At 38.8% G+C, this 17,200-nt stretch carries 14 protein-coding genes and 2 tRNA genes; 6 read left to right on the top strand and 10 right to left on the bottom strand.

Annotated features, from left to right (window positions below; genetic code table 11):
* The first annotated feature begins 40 nt into the window (after nt 1-40).
* On the top strand, nt 41-1,240 hold the full coding sequence (gene tyrS, locus HHO47_RS14895) for a tyrosine--tRNA ligase (RefSeq protein WP_169021010.1): 1,200 nt from the start codon (nt 41-43) through the stop codon (nt 1,238-1,240).
* Nucleotides 1,241-1,316: 76 nt separating this feature from the next.
* On the opposite strand, the gene HHO47_RS14890 is transcribed toward tyrS, so the two are convergent.
* From HHO47_RS14890 to folE2, 4 genes are all read right to left on the bottom strand, one after another.
* A complete protein-coding gene (locus HHO47_RS14890) occupies nt 1,317-2,264 on the bottom strand; it encodes a cobalamin biosynthesis protein (protein ID WP_169021009.1) in 948 nt (315 codons plus the stop codon).
* Between the two features lies 1 nt (nt 2,265).
* Nucleotides 2,266-2,973, bottom strand: coding sequence for a 5'-methylthioadenosine/S-adenosylhomocysteine nucleosidase (mtnN, locus tag HHO47_RS14885; protein WP_169021008.1), 708 nt, complete (start codon nt 2,971-2,973; stop codon nt 2,266-2,268).
* Between the two features lie 102 nt (nt 2,974-3,075).
* A complete protein-coding gene (locus HHO47_RS14880; protein WP_169021007.1) occupies nt 3,076-3,672 on the bottom strand; it encodes a DUF2726 domain-containing protein in 597 nt (198 codons plus the stop codon).
* A 91-nt stretch (nt 3,673-3,763) separates the two neighbouring features.
* On the bottom strand, nt 3,764-4,684 hold the full coding sequence (folE2, locus tag HHO47_RS14875; protein WP_169021006.1) for a GTP cyclohydrolase FolE2: 921 nt from the start codon (nt 4,682-4,684) through the stop codon (nt 3,764-3,766).
* 210 nt (nt 4,685-4,894) lie between these two features.
* On the opposite strand from folE2, the gene arcB reads away from it, so the two are divergent.
* A complete protein-coding gene (arcB, locus tag HHO47_RS14870; RefSeq protein ID WP_169021005.1) occupies nt 4,895-7,219 on the top strand; it encodes an aerobic respiration two-component sensor histidine kinase ArcB in 2,325 nt (774 codons plus the stop codon).
* Nucleotides 7,220-7,247: 28 nt separating this feature from the next.
* On the opposite strand, the gene arcA is transcribed toward arcB, so the two are convergent.
* The 5 genes from arcA to trmB form a co-directional block, all read right to left on the bottom strand.
* On the bottom strand, nt 7,248-7,964 hold the full coding sequence (gene arcA, locus HHO47_RS14865) for a two-component system response regulator ArcA (RefSeq protein WP_016709833.1): 717 nt from the start codon (nt 7,962-7,964) through the stop codon (nt 7,248-7,250).
* 108 nt (nt 7,965-8,072) lie between these two features.
* Entirely contained in the window at nt 8,073-8,597 is a 525-nt protein-coding gene (locus HHO47_RS14860; protein ID WP_169021004.1) for a YfiR family protein, read from the bottom strand.
* Nucleotides 8,594-10,219: a sensor histidine kinase gene (locus HHO47_RS14855; protein WP_169021003.1), complete on the bottom strand. Its 1,626-nt coding sequence runs from the start codon at nt 10,217-10,219 to the stop codon at nt 8,594-8,596. Before HHO47_RS14855 ends, HHO47_RS14860 begins: the two co-directional genes overlap by 4 nt.
* A gap of 147 nt (nt 10,220-10,366) precedes the next feature.
* Nucleotides 10,367-11,392 (bottom strand): 16S rRNA (guanine(1207)-N(2))-methyltransferase RsmC, encoded by a 1,026-nt coding sequence (rsmC, locus tag HHO47_RS14850; RefSeq protein WP_169021002.1) that lies wholly within the window; start codon nt 11,390-11,392, stop codon nt 10,367-10,369.
* 33 nt (nt 11,393-11,425) lie between these two features.
* A complete protein-coding gene (gene trmB / locus HHO47_RS14845) occupies nt 11,426-12,151 on the bottom strand; it encodes a tRNA (guanosine(46)-N7)-methyltransferase TrmB (protein ID WP_169021001.1) in 726 nt (241 codons plus the stop codon).
* Between the two features lie 166 nt (nt 12,152-12,317).
* Here trmB and mutY point away from each other — a divergent pair, with 166 nt between their 5' ends.
* Both mutY and HHO47_RS14835 read left to right on the top strand, forming a co-directional pair.
* On the top strand, nt 12,318-13,385 hold the full coding sequence (mutY, locus tag HHO47_RS14840) for an A/G-specific adenine glycosylase (protein ID WP_211183735.1): 1,068 nt from the start codon (nt 12,318-12,320) through the stop codon (nt 13,383-13,385).
* 30 nt (nt 13,386-13,415) lie between these two features.
* Nucleotides 13,416-13,688: an oxidative damage protection protein gene (locus tag HHO47_RS14835; RefSeq protein WP_169021000.1), complete on the top strand. Its 273-nt coding sequence runs from the start codon at nt 13,416-13,418 to the stop codon at nt 13,686-13,688.
* 49 nt (nt 13,689-13,737) lie between these two features.
* Here the strand turns inward: HHO47_RS14835 and HHO47_RS14830 are convergent, their stop codons facing one another.
* A complete protein-coding gene (locus HHO47_RS14830) occupies nt 13,738-16,518 on the bottom strand; it encodes a hybrid sensor histidine kinase/response regulator (RefSeq protein ID WP_169020999.1) in 2,781 nt (926 codons plus the stop codon).
* Between the two features lie 357 nt (nt 16,519-16,875).
* On the opposite strand from HHO47_RS14830, the gene HHO47_RS14825 reads away from it, so the two are divergent.
* Both HHO47_RS14825 and HHO47_RS14820 read left to right on the top strand, forming a co-directional pair.
* Nucleotides 16,876-16,951 (top strand) — tRNA-Phe (locus tag HHO47_RS14825).
* A gap of 72 nt (nt 16,952-17,023) precedes the next feature.
* Nucleotides 17,024-17,099, top strand: a tRNA-Thr gene (locus HHO47_RS14820).
* The last annotated feature ends 101 nt before the right edge of the window (nt 17,100-17,200 follow it).

Genomic DNA, 17,200 nt, shown 5'->3' with positions numbered 1-17,200 from the left:
AGAATCACCAGATTGACTGAATTTTTTGGAGTAATACATAGTGGACTTACAAACCGCTCTAGCAGAGATAAAACGCGGTGCTGAAGAAATATTAATTGAAGACGAGTTAGTCGAAAAGCTAAAGTCTGGTAAAAAGCTAAAGATCAAAGCGGGTTTTGATCCAACAGCACCTGACTTACACTTAGGTCATACTGTGCTAATTAATAAAATGAAAACCTTCCAAGACTTAGGTCATGAAGTGATTTTCTTAATTGGTGATTTCACCGGTATGATTGGTGATCCAACGGGTAAAAATGTAACCCGTAAGCCACTTACCCGTGATGATGTATTAGCTAACGCTGAAACATATAAAGAACAAGTATTTAAAATTCTTGATCCGGCTAAAACCACCGTTGCTTTTAATTCAACTTGGATGGAGAATTTAGGCGCTGCAGGGATGATCAAGCTAGCAGCACGTCAAACTGTTGCTCGTATGCTAGAACGTGATGATTTTAAAAAGCGTTATGCTGGCGGCCAATCAATTGCGATTCATGAGTTTTTGTATCCATTAGTGCAAGGTTGGGACTCAGTAGCGCTTGAAGCTGATGTTGAGCTCGGTGGTACTGATCAACGCTTTAATCTATTAATGGGTCGTGAGCTACAAAAAGACGAAGGCCAGAAACCACAAACTGTATTAATGATGCCTTTACTTGAGGGCACCGACGGTGTGCAAAAAATGTCTAAGTCATTAGGTAACTACATTGGTATTACTGATGCCCCTAACGATATGTTTGGTAAAATCATGTCGATTAGTGATGAGCTGATGTGGCGTTATTATGATTTGCTAAGTAGCTTATCAATTAACGAAATTGCTGCGCTCAAAGAAAAAGTTTCACAAGGTACTAACCCGCGTGATATTAAAATCGATTTAGCAAAAGAAATGATTGCTCGTTTTCACAGCGATGCAGCTGCTGTTGGTGCGCATGAAGATTTTATTAAACGTTTTCAAAAAAATGCGTTGCCTGATGATATCCCAGTTATGACAGTAACGATTGATGAAGATACCGTATTTATTACTAACTTGCTTAAAGAAGCTGGCTTAGTTGCGAGTACGTCAGAAGCGATGCGAATGATCAAACAAGGCGCAGTTAAAATCAATGGCGAAGAAAAGGTCACTGATACTAAACTTGAAATTGTAAAAGGTAGCACGGCTATTTATCAAGTTGGTAAACGTAAGTTTGCAAATATTACCTGTGTTTAATAGGTAAAGAATGAAAATTCAGTTAGATGTTTAAGTAACAAAAACCAGCTAAGGCTGGTTTTTTATTTTTGATGATCTACAACATTGTTTTAATTATTTCGATGCAAAATATAACCAGTAACCAAAAAACACGTGCTTGATTTAGCCGATTGATCAACACAGCAATATCATCAGCCTGTGGTAAACGCTCAGTACCGATGCGCATTTTATCAAATCGAGTATCTTGGTATATAGCAGGGCCACCGAGTTGCACACCAACAGAGGCCGAGCAACAACTTAATAACCAGCCACTATTTGTCTGATAAAAATGTCGTCCATAATGTTTGATATAATGAACGCTCAATTTACTGGCTTTACTGGCTGCAATCGTCAGCGCCAATATCCGTGTAGGTAACCACTCAAGAATATATAATAGCCAACTAAGCGATTTTAAAAATGGGCTATTAGGTAAACTATCTTTGCGCCAGGCTTGGTGGATCAAAGTCAGTAAGCGATAAGCCAGTGCTGCCATAGGGCCAAATAGTAGATAACAGAAAATAACGCTAAAGTAATGACGAGCAACTCTTAGGATCAGCGTTTCCATAATGGCTTTGCAAAGACCTGGGCCTGATAATTTATCTACCTGGCGAGCAAGTAGCGGCTTTAATAATTCTCGGGCTGTAGACTTTTGATTTTGTTTAACGAGGCGTGCAATGCGCAGCGCTTTAATTTCTACACTTCGCCACTCTAGGCTGAGGTATAAGATTAATCCAGCTAATAGTTCAGGGTAATAGGCAAATTCAAGCAGCAATATCACTAAGATCATGATCACTAAAATGACGAGAGTGAAACACAACGAGGAAGATAAATAGTGATAACTTGCAGGTTCACTCTTTCGAAAAATACGCTTTCCAAGTGCTTTAAATACCGCAGTTAAAAATGTATTTGGGTGATACCAGCTTACCAAAGGTAAAAAGCGCTCAGCAAGGAGCGCTAATATAAATACAATAAAGTCCAAATGTTGCTGAACTAAATTGAGTAACACCTTATAGCGTTACCGTAGTCAGTTTTTCTAGTAATGCGACCACCATTTTTGATGAGTTTATTGAAGCTGTTTCTAGGTATTCTTCAAATGACTGTGGTGACTCTTTACCTGCAATATCAGACATTGAGCGGATCACTACAAACGGTGTTGCTAGTGAAAAGCACACTTGTGCAATGGCAGCGCCTTCCATTTCTACGGCTAACATAGTAGGGAAGTCCGCGCGGGCTTTATCAATACGTACCGGATCACACATAAATGAATCGCCAGTACAAATTAAGCCGATCAAGGTCTTCACGTCACTGATACTCTCAACACTTTGTTGTGCAGCCTCTATTAATTTAGGGTGAGCAGCAAAACCTGCAGGCATCTGCGGTACTTGACCAATTTCATAACCAAAAGCAGTTACATCAACATCATGATGACGTACCTCAGATGAAATTACCACGTCGCCAACACTCAGAGATGGATCAAAGCCGCCAGCAGAGCCTGTGTTGATCACGCAATCTGGTTGAAAATTATCAATCAATAATGTTGTTGCAATACTCGAGGCTACTTTACCAATACCTGATTGCACTAAAGTTACAGTGTTACCGCCTAATTCACCTGTATAAAAAGTGAAACCTGCTTTAGTTAGAATTTGTGGGTTTTTCATTGCTTCACGCAAAATTTTAACTTCAGGCTCCATCGCGCCAATAATGCCAACATTCATAATATTTGATTCCTTAGATTGAATGAAATTATTATACGCGAAAATAATAAAAACAAACAAAAAAGCAGGCATTAAAGCCTGCTTTAGCCAATTTTATGACTGTTATATTTCAGCTAAGGCTGTGGAATGGGCTTTAGCTTGCGAAGGAGATAGCACTGCCGGTTTAGTAACACGGTTGCGTGTCGGGCGGCTACTTTGTGCTGTTGTTGGTTTACCAAGTTTAAACATAATTGCTTCACGCACTTCTGATGGGCGATAGCCAGATTTAACTTTCATACGGATATGTGGAATGCCAGCAGCTTCAAGTGCACCATTAACAAACCAGTCGCGTTGCGCTTTATGACCATCTTTATTGGCGTTGTTTACTAAATCAACCGCTGCGACAATGGTCATCTTTTCTTTATCAATCAGCACATAATCAAGTTGTTTGTTTTTTGCTTTAGCGATTGCTGCACGTTTAGCTTTAGCAGATAAACCTTTCTTACAATCAATGACATCGATTAGTTTTACACGGCTAACAATTTTATATTGATCGCCTACAGCACGCTCTAGAAGACTAAGGAAAGAACTTTCAACTTGCGTAAAAATATTACTTTTACGCGTGAATGGATAAGGGTTTCCGCCATCATCGGTAAACTTTGACGCAACAACTGATGCCCCTACGACTAATACTAAAATTGATAATAAAGCGAATTCCATACGGTAACTCCACAACAACAAATTGACACTGTAATATTAATAGCAATTAACGTGCCCAGTTGTAATGAAGTTACACTTTGTAACAGCTAAGTTATGGCTGGTATCCGCCATCAATGCCTTTTACTGCAATAGCTACGGCATCATGGGCATGCAGAGATTCATAATGGTTTATTTGTAACCAGTAATCGGCGTATTGTGCGTCTTCTAACACGGCTTTGATTTTACGCGCTGCATCTTCACAAAACATCAAATTCTGACCATTCAAACGGGCAAATTCTTGCTCATCTTCACGCTTAACTGCGGCTTGTACTGGGGTTTTAAGCTCATCTTCAAGAGTATTGATCAAGTTTAAAATATCAAACTCACGGATGCTACTATCTAGTTTGACTTTTACATTGGCGATAGAGCGTTGCGAGTGAGGAGTTGCAATAATGCCGTCGGTACTGCCAAGCCAGCTGATCATTTCTTTATGGCTAGGAGTATGCTGCTGAAACTTTTCAACAAAGGCCTGCTGAATGAGTTGCCGAGCTAATGCCGCTGAGCATGGGCAAGTTGATGAGTAAGTTACATCAAGGCTTAACTCAAAACTAAGTACACCGTGGTCAATTTTTGCCTCTATGGTTAACGGGTAGCTTTTCCAACCCGCTTTGCCGCTAAGGAGTGACTTTCTGCGCAGTGGTAGTTCAAACTTCAATTCTATTTTAGCTTGGTCGCTTAATCCTGTATGACTAGAGATAAAGCTATCGAGCGCTTGTGCAATAGTTAGCGGGTTGACTTGTTGCTCGGTTGATAATGTATCGAGGGCTAAAAATAACCGTGACATATGAATGCCTTTTGCGTCTTCTTTATGAAGATTAACAAAAGCACGGGCTTTAGCATTGACATTTATAGGCGCAAGATCACGAGATTCAAATAAAAAAGGCAGTTCAATATCAGCCATACCAACCCAGTTTAATTTACCAGTTTGTAAGGCGGGAGCCGTATCTGCTATATCGGGCATGTTGCTTTGCATGAAAAATCTCGTTATTGGCAATTGTAAAGCGCGATATTTTACACGAAATAAATAAAAAATACGTGGTAGATGAAAATTTTCTGTTTTCGTCGCGGAACATGAAAATAGTTAATGCAAAAATGCTAAAATATTAGCATTAGTGATTTTTGTAGCTGTGTAGTCAGCCGATTTTTATATGCTTATATGTATAGTTAAGAGACAGATTTATATATGATCGATTCCTCTTTGAGTCCATGGGCTCGAACACTTTCCAGTTTAATTACTCGATTCGGTGAATTTAAAACCGCAACGATCTGCTATGCATTACTATTAGTCTTGGCATTAATATTATCGTGTATGTTTTATTATGTTGCAGTAGGTGAGGTGATGTTCGTTGATGTGCTTGCCGTAATATTTTTTACCGCAGTAGTATCACCCATTATTATCAGTGTGTTGATCAATTCAATTCGCCAGTTAGATGCCTCCTACGCGTATTTAGATAGTGCCACTAAGCAAGAAAAATTATTAAATCAAACTTTAAAAGACAATATCAATCGCTTAAATGTAGAGATAGATGAACGTAAAATGGCATTTCATGCCAAACACCGCGCAATAGAAGAGCTCAGACGAGAAATCGTCGAACGTAAAAAAACCCAGCAGGAGCTTGCTCAACAAGGCATGTTGCTGCGCTCTATTGTCGATTCATCCCCTGATTTATTTTACTACCGTGATAATAATGGTGTGTTTGCTGGTTGTAATAAAATGTTTGAAGAGGTGATGGGTAAATCAAGTGATGAGTTAATAGGTAAAACTGCAGAGGAAATTTACCCAACGCAATTCTTACCTGAAGTATTGCTAACTGATAACAAAGTCGAAAAAACTCACGCCGCATTAACGCTTGATGTTGAGTACCCTGTAGGCAATGAAAATCGTTGGTTTGAAATGCGTAAGCTTCCATTTATTAATGATGACGGTGACTACATTGGTTTATTAGCATTTGGCCGTGATATCACCAGTCGTAAAGAAGCTGCCCAAGCACTTGAAACTGCTTATAAAGACAAGGGGAAATTTATTGCCACCCTAAGTCATGAATTACGAACTCCACTCAATGGTATTGTGGGTTTAACCCGAATGCTACTAGATACGGATCTTGATAAGCAGCAACGTAGTTGGTGTAATACCATATTTTCTAGTGCTGAAACATTAGGAAATATTTTCAATGATATTATAGATTTAGATAAAATAGATCGCGAACAACTCGATATTGTAACCGATTCAATAAACGTCTCTGACTTTATTAATGATGTGGTTAACTTTGCCGGATTAATTGCTGAACAAAAAAGCCTCGAGTTTGAAATTAAGCGCAAAGGCATATTGGATATTTATGCGCAACTAGATCCGACCCGATTACGTCAAGTGGTATGGAATTTAATAAATAATGCGGTTAAATTCACCCAACAAGGTAAAGTTCAATTAACGTGTATTCGGGAAAACCGTGCTGATGGCACCTGGTTAGTGATGAAAATTACCGATACCGGACAAGGTATTCCACAAGCGCAATTACATCGTATTTTTGATATGTATTATAAAGCACCGGATTTAAATGGCACTAATGCGATAGGATCAGGTATCGGTTTAGCGGTCACCAAAGCATTGGTCACTGCAATGAAAGGACAGTTACATGTGAGTAGTACTGAAGGGGAGGGGAGTTGTTTTGTGGTTGAAATACCGCTGGTCCTTTGTATTGCTCCAGCTGAACAAAGTTATGTTGGGCGTAGTTTGAATATCTTACTAGTTGAAGATGTGCCGCTTAATGCTGAAATCGCCATTAACTTACTGGAGCAACGCGGCCATGAAGTTATCTGGGCTGAAACCGGTGAAGATGCTTTGGCGTTTGTTGAAACTGAGGATGATCTAGATTTAGTACTGTTAGATATGCAACTACCAGATATTAATGGCGATGAAGTCGCAAGACAGATCCGTGCCGATAGCCATTTTGATAAGTTACCTATTGTAGCGCTTACGGCTAATGTGCGTAGTGCCGAAGAAGAGTTACAAGGGATCTCAATTCAAGGCGCATTAGCCAAGCCCATCAATACCACGAAGCTTGATAAAATATTGGCTGAACTATTTGATATTAAACATCAACAACAGTCTGATGAAACACGCCTGATGGTTAGCAAAGAAGCCAGTGAAAATATTAATGTAGAGTTACTTGATGTTGAAACCATAGAAGATTTTGTTAACTCGATGGGCATAGTAATATTTAAGCGCAGCAGCAGTTTATTTGAAAAGCTTAATCCACAGTATCAGCAAGAGTTGGCAACATCATTAGCAGCAGCTGACCGTGAAGAATATAAGTCTGTAGCACATAAGCTTAAAGGCGCTGCCGGTTCAGTTGGTTTAAATGATGTACAGTTACACGCTAAGACCATGGAACATGGTGCGCTTGAAGAAAGTGATGAAGTATTAAAGACTTGGCTAACAATATTGGCAGATAAAATAAATGAAGGGCAACATGCCCTTCATTTATTCTTACAGCAACTAGAACGTTAATGCTGTATTACTTGGTAAAACGGATATTTTAACTATCGATTTTACCAATGAAACGATAACCTTCACCATGAATGGTGCTGATAAGCTCAGATGTGCTGTTATCACTTTCAAAATGCTTTCTGATACGACGGATCGTTACATCAACAGTACGGTCATTTGCACGTAACTCACGACCAGTCATATGCTTGATTAGCTGCTCACGACTAAAAATACGACCCGGAGAGTCAAGCATTAAACGTAGTGCTCTGTATTCGCCTTTAGGTAAACGTTTGGCATCACCATTTGGTGATGTTAAACAGCGGCTATTTTCGTCAAGTTCCCAGCCATTGAAAGTGATCACACCATTTGTTTCAAGGCTTGATTCTTCACCGCCAAGGGCAGTACGAGAAAGCAAGTTACGAGCACGAATAGTTAATTCACGAGGATTGAACGGCTTAGTAATATAGTCGTCCGCGCCAATTTCTAGGCCTAAAATACGGTCTACATCATTATCACGACCGGTTAGGAAAATAAGTCCAACGTTACGCTTTTGACGTAATTCACGTGCTAGTATTAGCCCGTTTTTGCCTGGCAGGTTGATGTCCATAACTACAAGGTTCACATCATCATTATTTGTAAGCTTGTCATGCATGTCATCGCCATCAATGGCTTCAATAACTTTGTAACCTTCAGCTTCAAATAAACTAACGAGGTTTAGTCGAGTTACGTCTTCATCCTCTACAATCAGAATGACTGGCGTTTGCATTATTAATTAACCTTTTTCGGAATATTTTATTTACAATTAATTCGGTATTGTATTATAAAACCGAATACTAGTGATTATAGGAGTATATCCAATTGTTAACAAGTAAAATCAATTCGGGTGAAATTTAGAAACAGCTAATAACCGAGATTGCACTTTAAAACCGCTGCGCAACAACTGCTGTTTATTGATATACAGTCGGATTTTATTCCCTTCTTGGACCAAAGAGACAACGCCCCCTTTTTCTAAAAAATTGATACTCTCACCAACTGTTAAGGTATTTAATGAAGTGGTATCGATCCAAAGTGGAATTATATCATCTTCCATTGTTTCATCAATGTATGTGATATCACAAAAGCGAGAAAGTTCAGAAATTTGCTGTTTTTTATCAATTAACACAGTTTCAATCGGTATATTGTTAATTTTAAGGTTTGAATTATCCTTTAATAACTCACCAATACCATGTTCAACGTCATAAAAACAAAAAGTCACAGCCTGTTTATTGTTAACTTTGGGGAACTCGATGAATTTTGCAGTCTGAAATAGGAATGCCGATTTGACTTGCTCAGGTGATTTAGCCTGTAAAAACGCAGGAAACAGCAGCATCAGAGCAAGTAATAAACCCGTTAGCCTCATAATTTGTTTGCCTCAATTAATGGCAAGGTAATAATAAAGCGTGCGCCTTCTATATTTTGACCATCAAAATAAACACTGCCACCTAAGGCTTGTGTGACTAAGTTGTAAACTAGATGCATACCTAAACCACTGCCACCTTCGCCGCGTTTAGTGGTAACAAAGGGATCAAAAATGCGTTTTTTAACGCTTCTATCAACCCCGATACCATTATCGTAATAGGTAATGATCAGGCTACTTTCGTTGCGTTCCACAGTAATTTCGATTTCGTTATTTTGATTATCTTTAAAGCCGTGGAGCACCGAGTTACTTAATAATTGTTGTAATATTTGCTGAAGCGGGTCTGCTTTACTTTCGATCATCAATTGTTCAGAACAATGAATAACGACTTTAGGAGCTTTGCTCTCTAATTCAGTACGCATTGAGAGCATTACGCTGGTTATAAGCTCATGCATATTGATCAGCGAATTAATCTCACCATCTTGGTTTACTGCTACCTTTTTAAAGCTGGAGACCAGCTCCGCAGCGCGATTTAAATTCCGGTAGATAAGGTCTAAGTTTTCGATCCCATTGTCGATAAAGTGTTTCAATTGACTTGAGGTTAAGGTTTTTTGCTCAAACCCTAGGCTTATTTCTGCTAATTTATCGCGTAGTAGGGTCGATCCGGTGATCCCCAAACCAATTGGCGTATTTACCTCATGTGCAACACCGGCAACCATTTGCCCTAAAGAGGCCATTTTTTCACTTTCAACAATCTGGTTTTGGTATTGATGCATCCGTTCAAGGGTTGTTAGTAATTCCTGGTTTGCTTCTCTGAGCGCGATGGTACGTTGATTTACTTTTTCTTCTAGACTTTGGTTTAATTGTTTAATTTCTTGCTTATCGTTTTTATGACGCTCTATTTGATTTTGCGTGCGGGTGAGCATGATGTTTAAACTGTTCGAAAGCATATTGATTTCAGTTATATTAGTTTTTGGGGCTAGGGCGTTGTAATTATGATTTTTCGAGACATTTTTCAGTAATCTGCTTAGGTGGTCTATGGGGTCGGCAATACGTTTTTGAATTCGTTTTGCCACAAAATAAACCAGAATTAAAACGAATAACGTTAAAAGAATATCGATAAGAATTTTTTTGTTAATATACTCGTTTAGGCGCTCTAGGCCGCCACGAATATACACATAACCTTTAATATCACCTTCGTACGAGATTGGCTTGATTAACTCTACGTAGTCTTCGGTGATCCTAGGCTGTTGGAGTTGTTCAATACTATCAACTCTAAGCGGCACCGGTGGCGTTTTTCGCGCATTAAAGCTGGTAAAAAATACCGCTTTATTTGAAATTTCGTCAATTGCATAAATATGTATATTTTTAACCAGTGGGATTTCTTCGAAAGATTCAAGGCGTTGCTCTTCGGTTTCTCTATCATCAAATAGTACGGTTATTTGTGCATTAAAGGCGATCATTTCTGCAAGGATGTTGAGCTTATTGACGATTAAATGTTTTTGTTCTCTAACATCAAGATAGGTCGAAATAGAAATAGATAACGATAAGCATAGGGCAGTAACAAGCATGACTGCACTGATCAGGGCTTTGCGAATACTTGTTGGCGATGTTGATATAGGCATTATTGTAATGAAGGCCCAATTATATAATTTTTATAGAGTTGCTGTAAGTCTAGCAAAGACCTATCAAAGTGACTAAAAAATATAATAACTTTGTTGAAAAGCTGCCATTTATATTATTTGGCAGCATCTATGGGGCTATAGTTGTAATTAACTGCTATATACTGAAAATTTATTGGTTTTATGCACTACTTGATAAGTACCGAACTGAGTCTCTAGAATTGGTGGGTATTTTAAGAAGCAGTTTGCAACAATAGTTAACTTGCCTTGCTTAGTTAAGTGCTGTTTAGCACCATTTAAAAACTGTTCAGCAACAGTATAATCAGTGGCAATACCGGTATGAAATGGTGGGTTCGAAATAATAAGCTCAAACTTTCCAGTTACATTTACTAATCCATCACTTAGTAAAGCGCTACCGTTTACACCGTTAAGTGCTAATGTTTGCGTGGTTGCATAAGCTGCAAGAGCACTAACATCTGTACAGGTAAAACTCAAAGCGGGGTTTTTCAAGCCTAAAAATGTCGCAATAAGACCCGCACCACAGCCAAAATCGAGTACATTGCCAGATCTAATCGCTGGTGCATTCTCTAACAGTATTTTAGTACCGCCATCAAGTTCACCGTGGTTAAATACGCCAGGTATACTGATGGCATTAAAACTAACGCCAGCAACATCAACATTAAATTGTTTGTGGTAACGAGTAATAATAAACTCTGCTAAGGTTTTTATCTCGGTGAATAAATACAAAGCACAATGGCGGGCACTGTCGATTTTATTGCTGTATCCACAGTGGCTACTAAATTGCTTTTCAATCGATTTCACGCCACTTTTATTTTCACCAACCACCAGTAGCTCAGCGTCAGGGTTGATAACTGCACGAATATTATCCAACGTCATCAATGCTTCAGGTTTTGCTTTTGGGTAGTAATAGATAACGAGGTCAAAATGTTGACCGGCTATCTCATGACTCACACAAACATCAATACTGCTGATATCTTTAGCAAATTCGCCATTAGCATGATTGTAGCTGAAAGCACTGATCTTGCTGTTTGGATTTAACTGGCGCAGTTGTGACAAAAAGCCATCTTGCACAAAATTAACTACTAAAATAGAGTCCGCCGTTAGGTTTGCACTATTGCGTAGTAAAAGTGAACTTGGATTAGTTAATGCGCTCATAAATGGCTTTGCCTTAAAGTTGTTTTGATTAATTTAGCTAATACGCTCGAACATTAAATCCCAAACGCCATGACCTAAACGATGGCCGCGTTGCTCAAACTTCGTCAAAGGGCGTAAATCTGGACGTGGCACATAATCATTAGTCTCTGATTGATTTTTAAAATGCTCCGCTGCTTTCATTACTTCAAGCATATGTTCTGCGTAGTTTTCCCAATCAGTTGCCATATGGAATACACCGCCAATTTTTAATTTGCTTCGCAAGCTCTCTACAAATGCAGGCTGTACAATACGACGTTTATGATGACGCTTTTTATGCCATGGATCAGGGAAGAATAGTTGCACGGTAGTAATGCTGCCCTCAGCAATACAATCAGCAAATACTGCAACAGCGTCATGCTCAAAAATACGTAAGTTTGTAATGCCTGCTTCGTCAGCATCCATTAAACATGCGCCAACACCTGGACGGTGTACTTCAATACCAATAAAGTTAAGGTGTGGTGCACTCTTGGCCATTTCGACCAACGATTTACCCATACCAAAACCAATTTCTAAAACAACGTCGTTGTCATTGCCAAATACTTGGGCTAGATCAAGCATGCCTTGTTGATGTTCAAGCCCCATGGTTGGCCAGCATTTTTCAATTGCCGCAGCTTGTCCTTTGGTTAAACGACCTTCGCGCTTAACAAAACTGCGAATGGTACGAATATATTTACCTTCTTGCATCGCTAGCTCAAGGTTATCGTTACTTGAATCACTCATATCTTTTGGCCTGATGAAAACAACATGTCTTAAAATGGTGGCGTATTATCCCTGACCAAGGGCTTGATCACAAGGCCTTATCTTTTGTGTATGTTTATAACTTGATATTTTAACTCACTGCAATAGACTGAGCGCCATTAAGGGGCGGGTTTAAAAAGTAATTATTTTGAAGTTAAACAACAGTGAAGTAAGCTGGTTTTCTCAGCAAGTAGTCGATTGGTATGAATTACATGGGCGTAAAACCTTACCTTGGCAATTAAATAAAACACCTTATAAGGTATGGGTGTCTGAGGTGATGTTGCAACAAACTCAGGTAATCACAGTTATTCCTTACTTTGAAAAGTTTATGCAAAGTTTTCCAGATATTATCGCTTTAGCGAATGCAGATGAAGATCACGTGCTGCATCACTGGACCGGATTAGGCTATTACGCTCGTGCTCGCAATTTACATAAAACTGCAAAGATAATCCGAGATCAATACAAAGGTGAGTTTCCAAAAACGTTAGACGAGGTTGTCGCTTTGCCCGGAATTGGGCGCTCGACTGCAGGGGCTGTTTTATCGCTATCTCTTGGCCAACATCACCCTATATTAGATGGCAATGTAAAACGTGTGCTTGCCAGATTTTTTATGATTGAAGGTTGGTACGGAGTTAAAAAAGTTGAAAACCAATTATGGCAACTATCAGAGCAGTTAACTCCAGCAAAACAAGTGACTGAGTTTAACCAAGCAATGATGGACTTAGGAGCAGGCCTCTGCTCTCGTAGCAAGTTTGATTGTCAACCTTGTCCGTTGCGTTTGCGTTGTGGTGCGTATAAAACTGAGCAGGTAAAACAGTTTCCTCATTCAAAACCTAAAAAAGCAGTGCCAAAGAAAGTATGCCATCAATTAATTATTCAATGTGATGATCAAGTATTGATGGAAAAAAGGCCTAATTCAGGAATATGGGGCGGGTTATTTAGTTTTTTTGAATTTGAGCAAAAATCTCAGCTAGATACTTTTTTAGCGCAGCAAGGCCTTGCGCTTTATACAACCCCTGTTGAGCCTTTTACGCATATATTTTCGCACTTTGAATTAACTATTAATCCGCATGTACTCACTTTACATAAAGTGCCTGATGTGGTGAATGAACGACAACTAGTTTGGTATCCGTTAGACCAGTCCATAGAGGTTGGTTTAGCCGCCCCAACTAAAAAGCTAGTTAAACAAATTGCTACAATAGTTTACACTAACTAATATCGTTTCTAAGAGCACAAGAGAGCAATCATGGCACGCACTGTATTTTGTCAAAAGTTACAAAAAGAAGCCGAAGGGCTTAGTTTCCAACTTTACCCTGGTGAGTTGGGTGAAAGGATTTTTAATAATATTTCTAAAGAAGCATTTGCACAATGGCAGCACAAGCAAACAATGCTGATCAATGAAAAGCATTTAAATATGATGGATCCAGAGCATCGTATTTTTTTAGAAGAGCAAATGGTTGGCTTTTTGTTTGAAGATAAAGATGTAGAAATTGAAGGCTATCGTCCGCTAGAAAAATGATTTTCACATGCGAATAAAAAGGGCTTTAAGCCCTTTTTTAATGCTTGAATTAAATCAGATCATCTTGCTCTTGGGCATTACTAACTTGCTCTTTTAAAAACTGCGCAACACGGGAGTACTCAATCTCTAAATTGTCACGCAGCTCAATTAGTTGATCACTGGTTGAGTCTTGTTTTTTACAGTTATCTTCAAAGTCAGCAGCTAGCTCAGCTACTTTTTCTGCGCCAATTGTTTTCGATATAGAGCTAAGTTGGTGGCAAGCTGCAATTATTATTTTTTTATCACTGGTCATTACCCCCGAATTAATGTCTTTAGCTAACATATGGCTTTGCTCTAAGTACATTTTAAAGAACCGTAACTGTTTTGCTTCATCATTGTTTATGTATTTAGCGAGCATTTCAAAGTTAATTGGTGCTGACGGCTTATTAGGAGAAGCCGTAATCGACTCGTGTTTGCTTTCACTCCAACTGTTAAGTGTTGCCTCTAGTGTATTTAATTCCACGGGTTTAGTAATGAAATCGTTAATACCGGCATTTAAACAGCGTTCTTTTTCACCCTTTAAGGCATTTGCCGTTACTGCAATAATATAAGGTTGAGCGTTGATATCTTCAAGTTGTGCGGCTTCGTCGCGAATTTTTTCAACCATGTCATAACCTGACATTTTCGGCATGTGTAAATCGGTTAAAATTAATGGATAACGACCGCTTTGCCACATTTTTAAACCTTGTTCGCCGTTTTCAGCAACCTCAACGCCAAACCCAAGTAAATGTAGTTGATCAGTAAGCACTTGTTGATTTAAAACATTGTCTTCAACAAGTAGCACGAGTTTGTCTTCTTCGCGTGCTTGTTCAATATTTAAATAATTATTAAGGGTTTTAACAGGTTTAACTTGTTTCGGGGTATGCAGCCCCGCAGCAACTAATAACGACATCATAAAGTTCGACTTACATAATGGCGACGCATTGAGGTAAAAAATGCTTTTGTGATTTATCGCGGCTTCATCCAATTTACTAAGTACGATAACCTGTTGGTTATTATCTTCAAGGGTGTACAGCAAACGGCGCAATAAGTAATTAATGCTATCCATTGAATCGATACCATCAAGCACCCAAATAACCTCCGGATTATCTTGGTACTGTTCAATTTCTTGCACAGCTTGCACTGTAACGGTTTTTGCCCCCATAAATGATAAATAACGAGAAAGCGTTTGTTGCCTACTTTGGTGCTCAGTGATGAGCATTACAAAGTGTCCTTTCAAGGCACCTTTATGGGCATACTTTATGGTGTTTTCAGTACTAAATGGCAATTCGACTATAAAGTTACTACCAATACCAATATCGCTGGACACACTGATTGAACCTAACATTAACTCCGTTAAACTTTTACAAATAGATAAACCTAGACCTGTGCCACCGTACTCACGGGTAATTGATCCTTCTGCTTGAATAAATGGATTGAATATTTCACGCAGCTGAGCTTGGTTCATACCTTTACCATTATCGCTGACGCTAAAACGCAGAGTAAAGTGGTCTGCAGTATTTTGTGCCACTTCTACAGCAATGCGTACCTGACCTAGACGATTTTCATCGGTGCTTGTAAATTTAATAGCATTACTACATAAGTTATACAGTACTTGACGAACGCGAACAGTATCACCAATTAAATTAACCGGTATATCAGGTGCTATGGCAAGCTCTAAATCAAGCTGGCGTTTTTTAGCAACTGATGATAATACTCGGGCAACTTCTTCAATAGTATCCGAAACCGAGAAAGGAGTGGGATCGATATTTAGTTTGCCCGCTTCAATTTTTGAAAAATCTAAAATATCATCCAAAATACCCAGTAGTGAAAATGCTGATTCACGAATAATTGTACTTAGGCGATGCTGAGCGCCATTAAGGTCTGTTTGCCTTAGTAAATCAATGGTGCCAATAACGCCATTCATGGGGGTGCGTATCTCATGGCTCATAGTTGCTAAGAATGTGGTTTTGGCTTCGCTAGCTTGCTCAGCTCTATGGCTCGCTTTTTCAAGCGCTAAAGTGCGGTTTTGCACTTCAGTTTCCAGGCTGCTTTGCAGCTTTTGTAAATCTTTTTGGGCTACATCATTGCTATTGATAGCATCTTGTACTTGTTGTAATAGTTGATTGATATTTTTAGCTACAACGGCAAGGCCGATATCTAATTGTTCATCGATATGTGTATTGTAACTACCAGATTTAGTGATGCTCTCTAATTCATGCGCAAGAGTGTCACTACTTTTGCGGAGCTGAGTATTAAGGTAAACGTTAAAAAACAGTGCTAGTAAAAACAAACTTACTCCAGCAACTCCAGCAATAGCCAATGCAAGTTCGATTGAATAATTTGCCAGTAGAGGGGGGGCTGCGATTTTTTGTTTAATGATCAATTCACCAACGGGTTGATCATTTAAACCTAATTGATAGTGAATAATACCTTGCTCAACTGAGTGTTGATCAAGTTTTAGCGGTTCAATTGCTGGTTTATTACTGGCAAAAAACAATTGTGTTTTGCCAGTAGGTGTATATCTATATAAGTAGTAATCAAATTGATTATTAAGCGCAGCACTTAAATTTAGTAGTTGTGTGGCATCATCTTGTCCTGTTCGAGTTAACGCATTTACTAAAGGTGTATCTAATTGCTCAGCTAATGTCATTAAGCTTAGTGAGCTTAGTGAGCTTGGTGGTGCTTTTGAGTCTTCAGTGTGGCTAGGGTAAAAAGAATAAGCAACCACAGCGAGTGCTGTTACGGCTAAGTTTATTATTATAAAAAGAGGTAATAGTCCTTTTACAGGAGAAGAAAATTTACTCAGCATTTATTATCCAACTTATCTATTATCAACCGCAATCTAAATAATCGCTTTTGTACTGGAAATCCATCCTACCATTTACCAGAAATAATTCACTACGTTTTTAGTACGGTTGTACGCAAAGCAGTTAAAATATCTATTCGATACATAAATTAGAGAGTTATTGCTGTAAAAAACAGAGGGTTTTACATTTATTAATCGCTTTGTTGAAAAACTGTGCAAATAGTTATAAAGAATAAAAAAAAAGTTGACTTAAAAGGGCAAAACCAGTTTAATACGCCGCACACCCAGATAGCCCAGTCAGTAGAGCTAAGTGGGAATTGCATTGAAAATCCTTTGTGATTTTTTATTAATACTGAAATTGCCCAGATAGCTCAGTCGGTAGAGCAGAGGATTGAAAATCCTCGTGTCCGTGGTTCGATTCCGCGTCTGGGCACCATTATTAAAGTAATAGTGTTTAAATCACAGGATTAAAACATTATTATGCGTGCTTTAGCACACTGTTTAGTGTGCCGACTTAGCTCAGCTGGTAGAGCAACTGACTTGTAATCAGTAGGTCAACCGTTCGACTCGGTTAGTCGGCACCATTTATTTAGATAATTTGAAAGAGCAACTGACTTGTAATCAGTAATTCATTCAGGTTATCCGTTCGACTCGGTTAGTCGGCACCATTTATTTAGATAATTTG

This window comes from Pseudoalteromonas arctica (genome assembly GCF_012927645.1).
Classification (GTDB): Bacteria; Pseudomonadota; Gammaproteobacteria; order Enterobacterales; family Alteromonadaceae; genus Pseudoalteromonas; species Pseudoalteromonas arctica_A.
The sequence above is the reverse complement of the archived record's forward strand: the minus strand, read 5'-3'. Positions and strand labels throughout refer to the sequence as shown.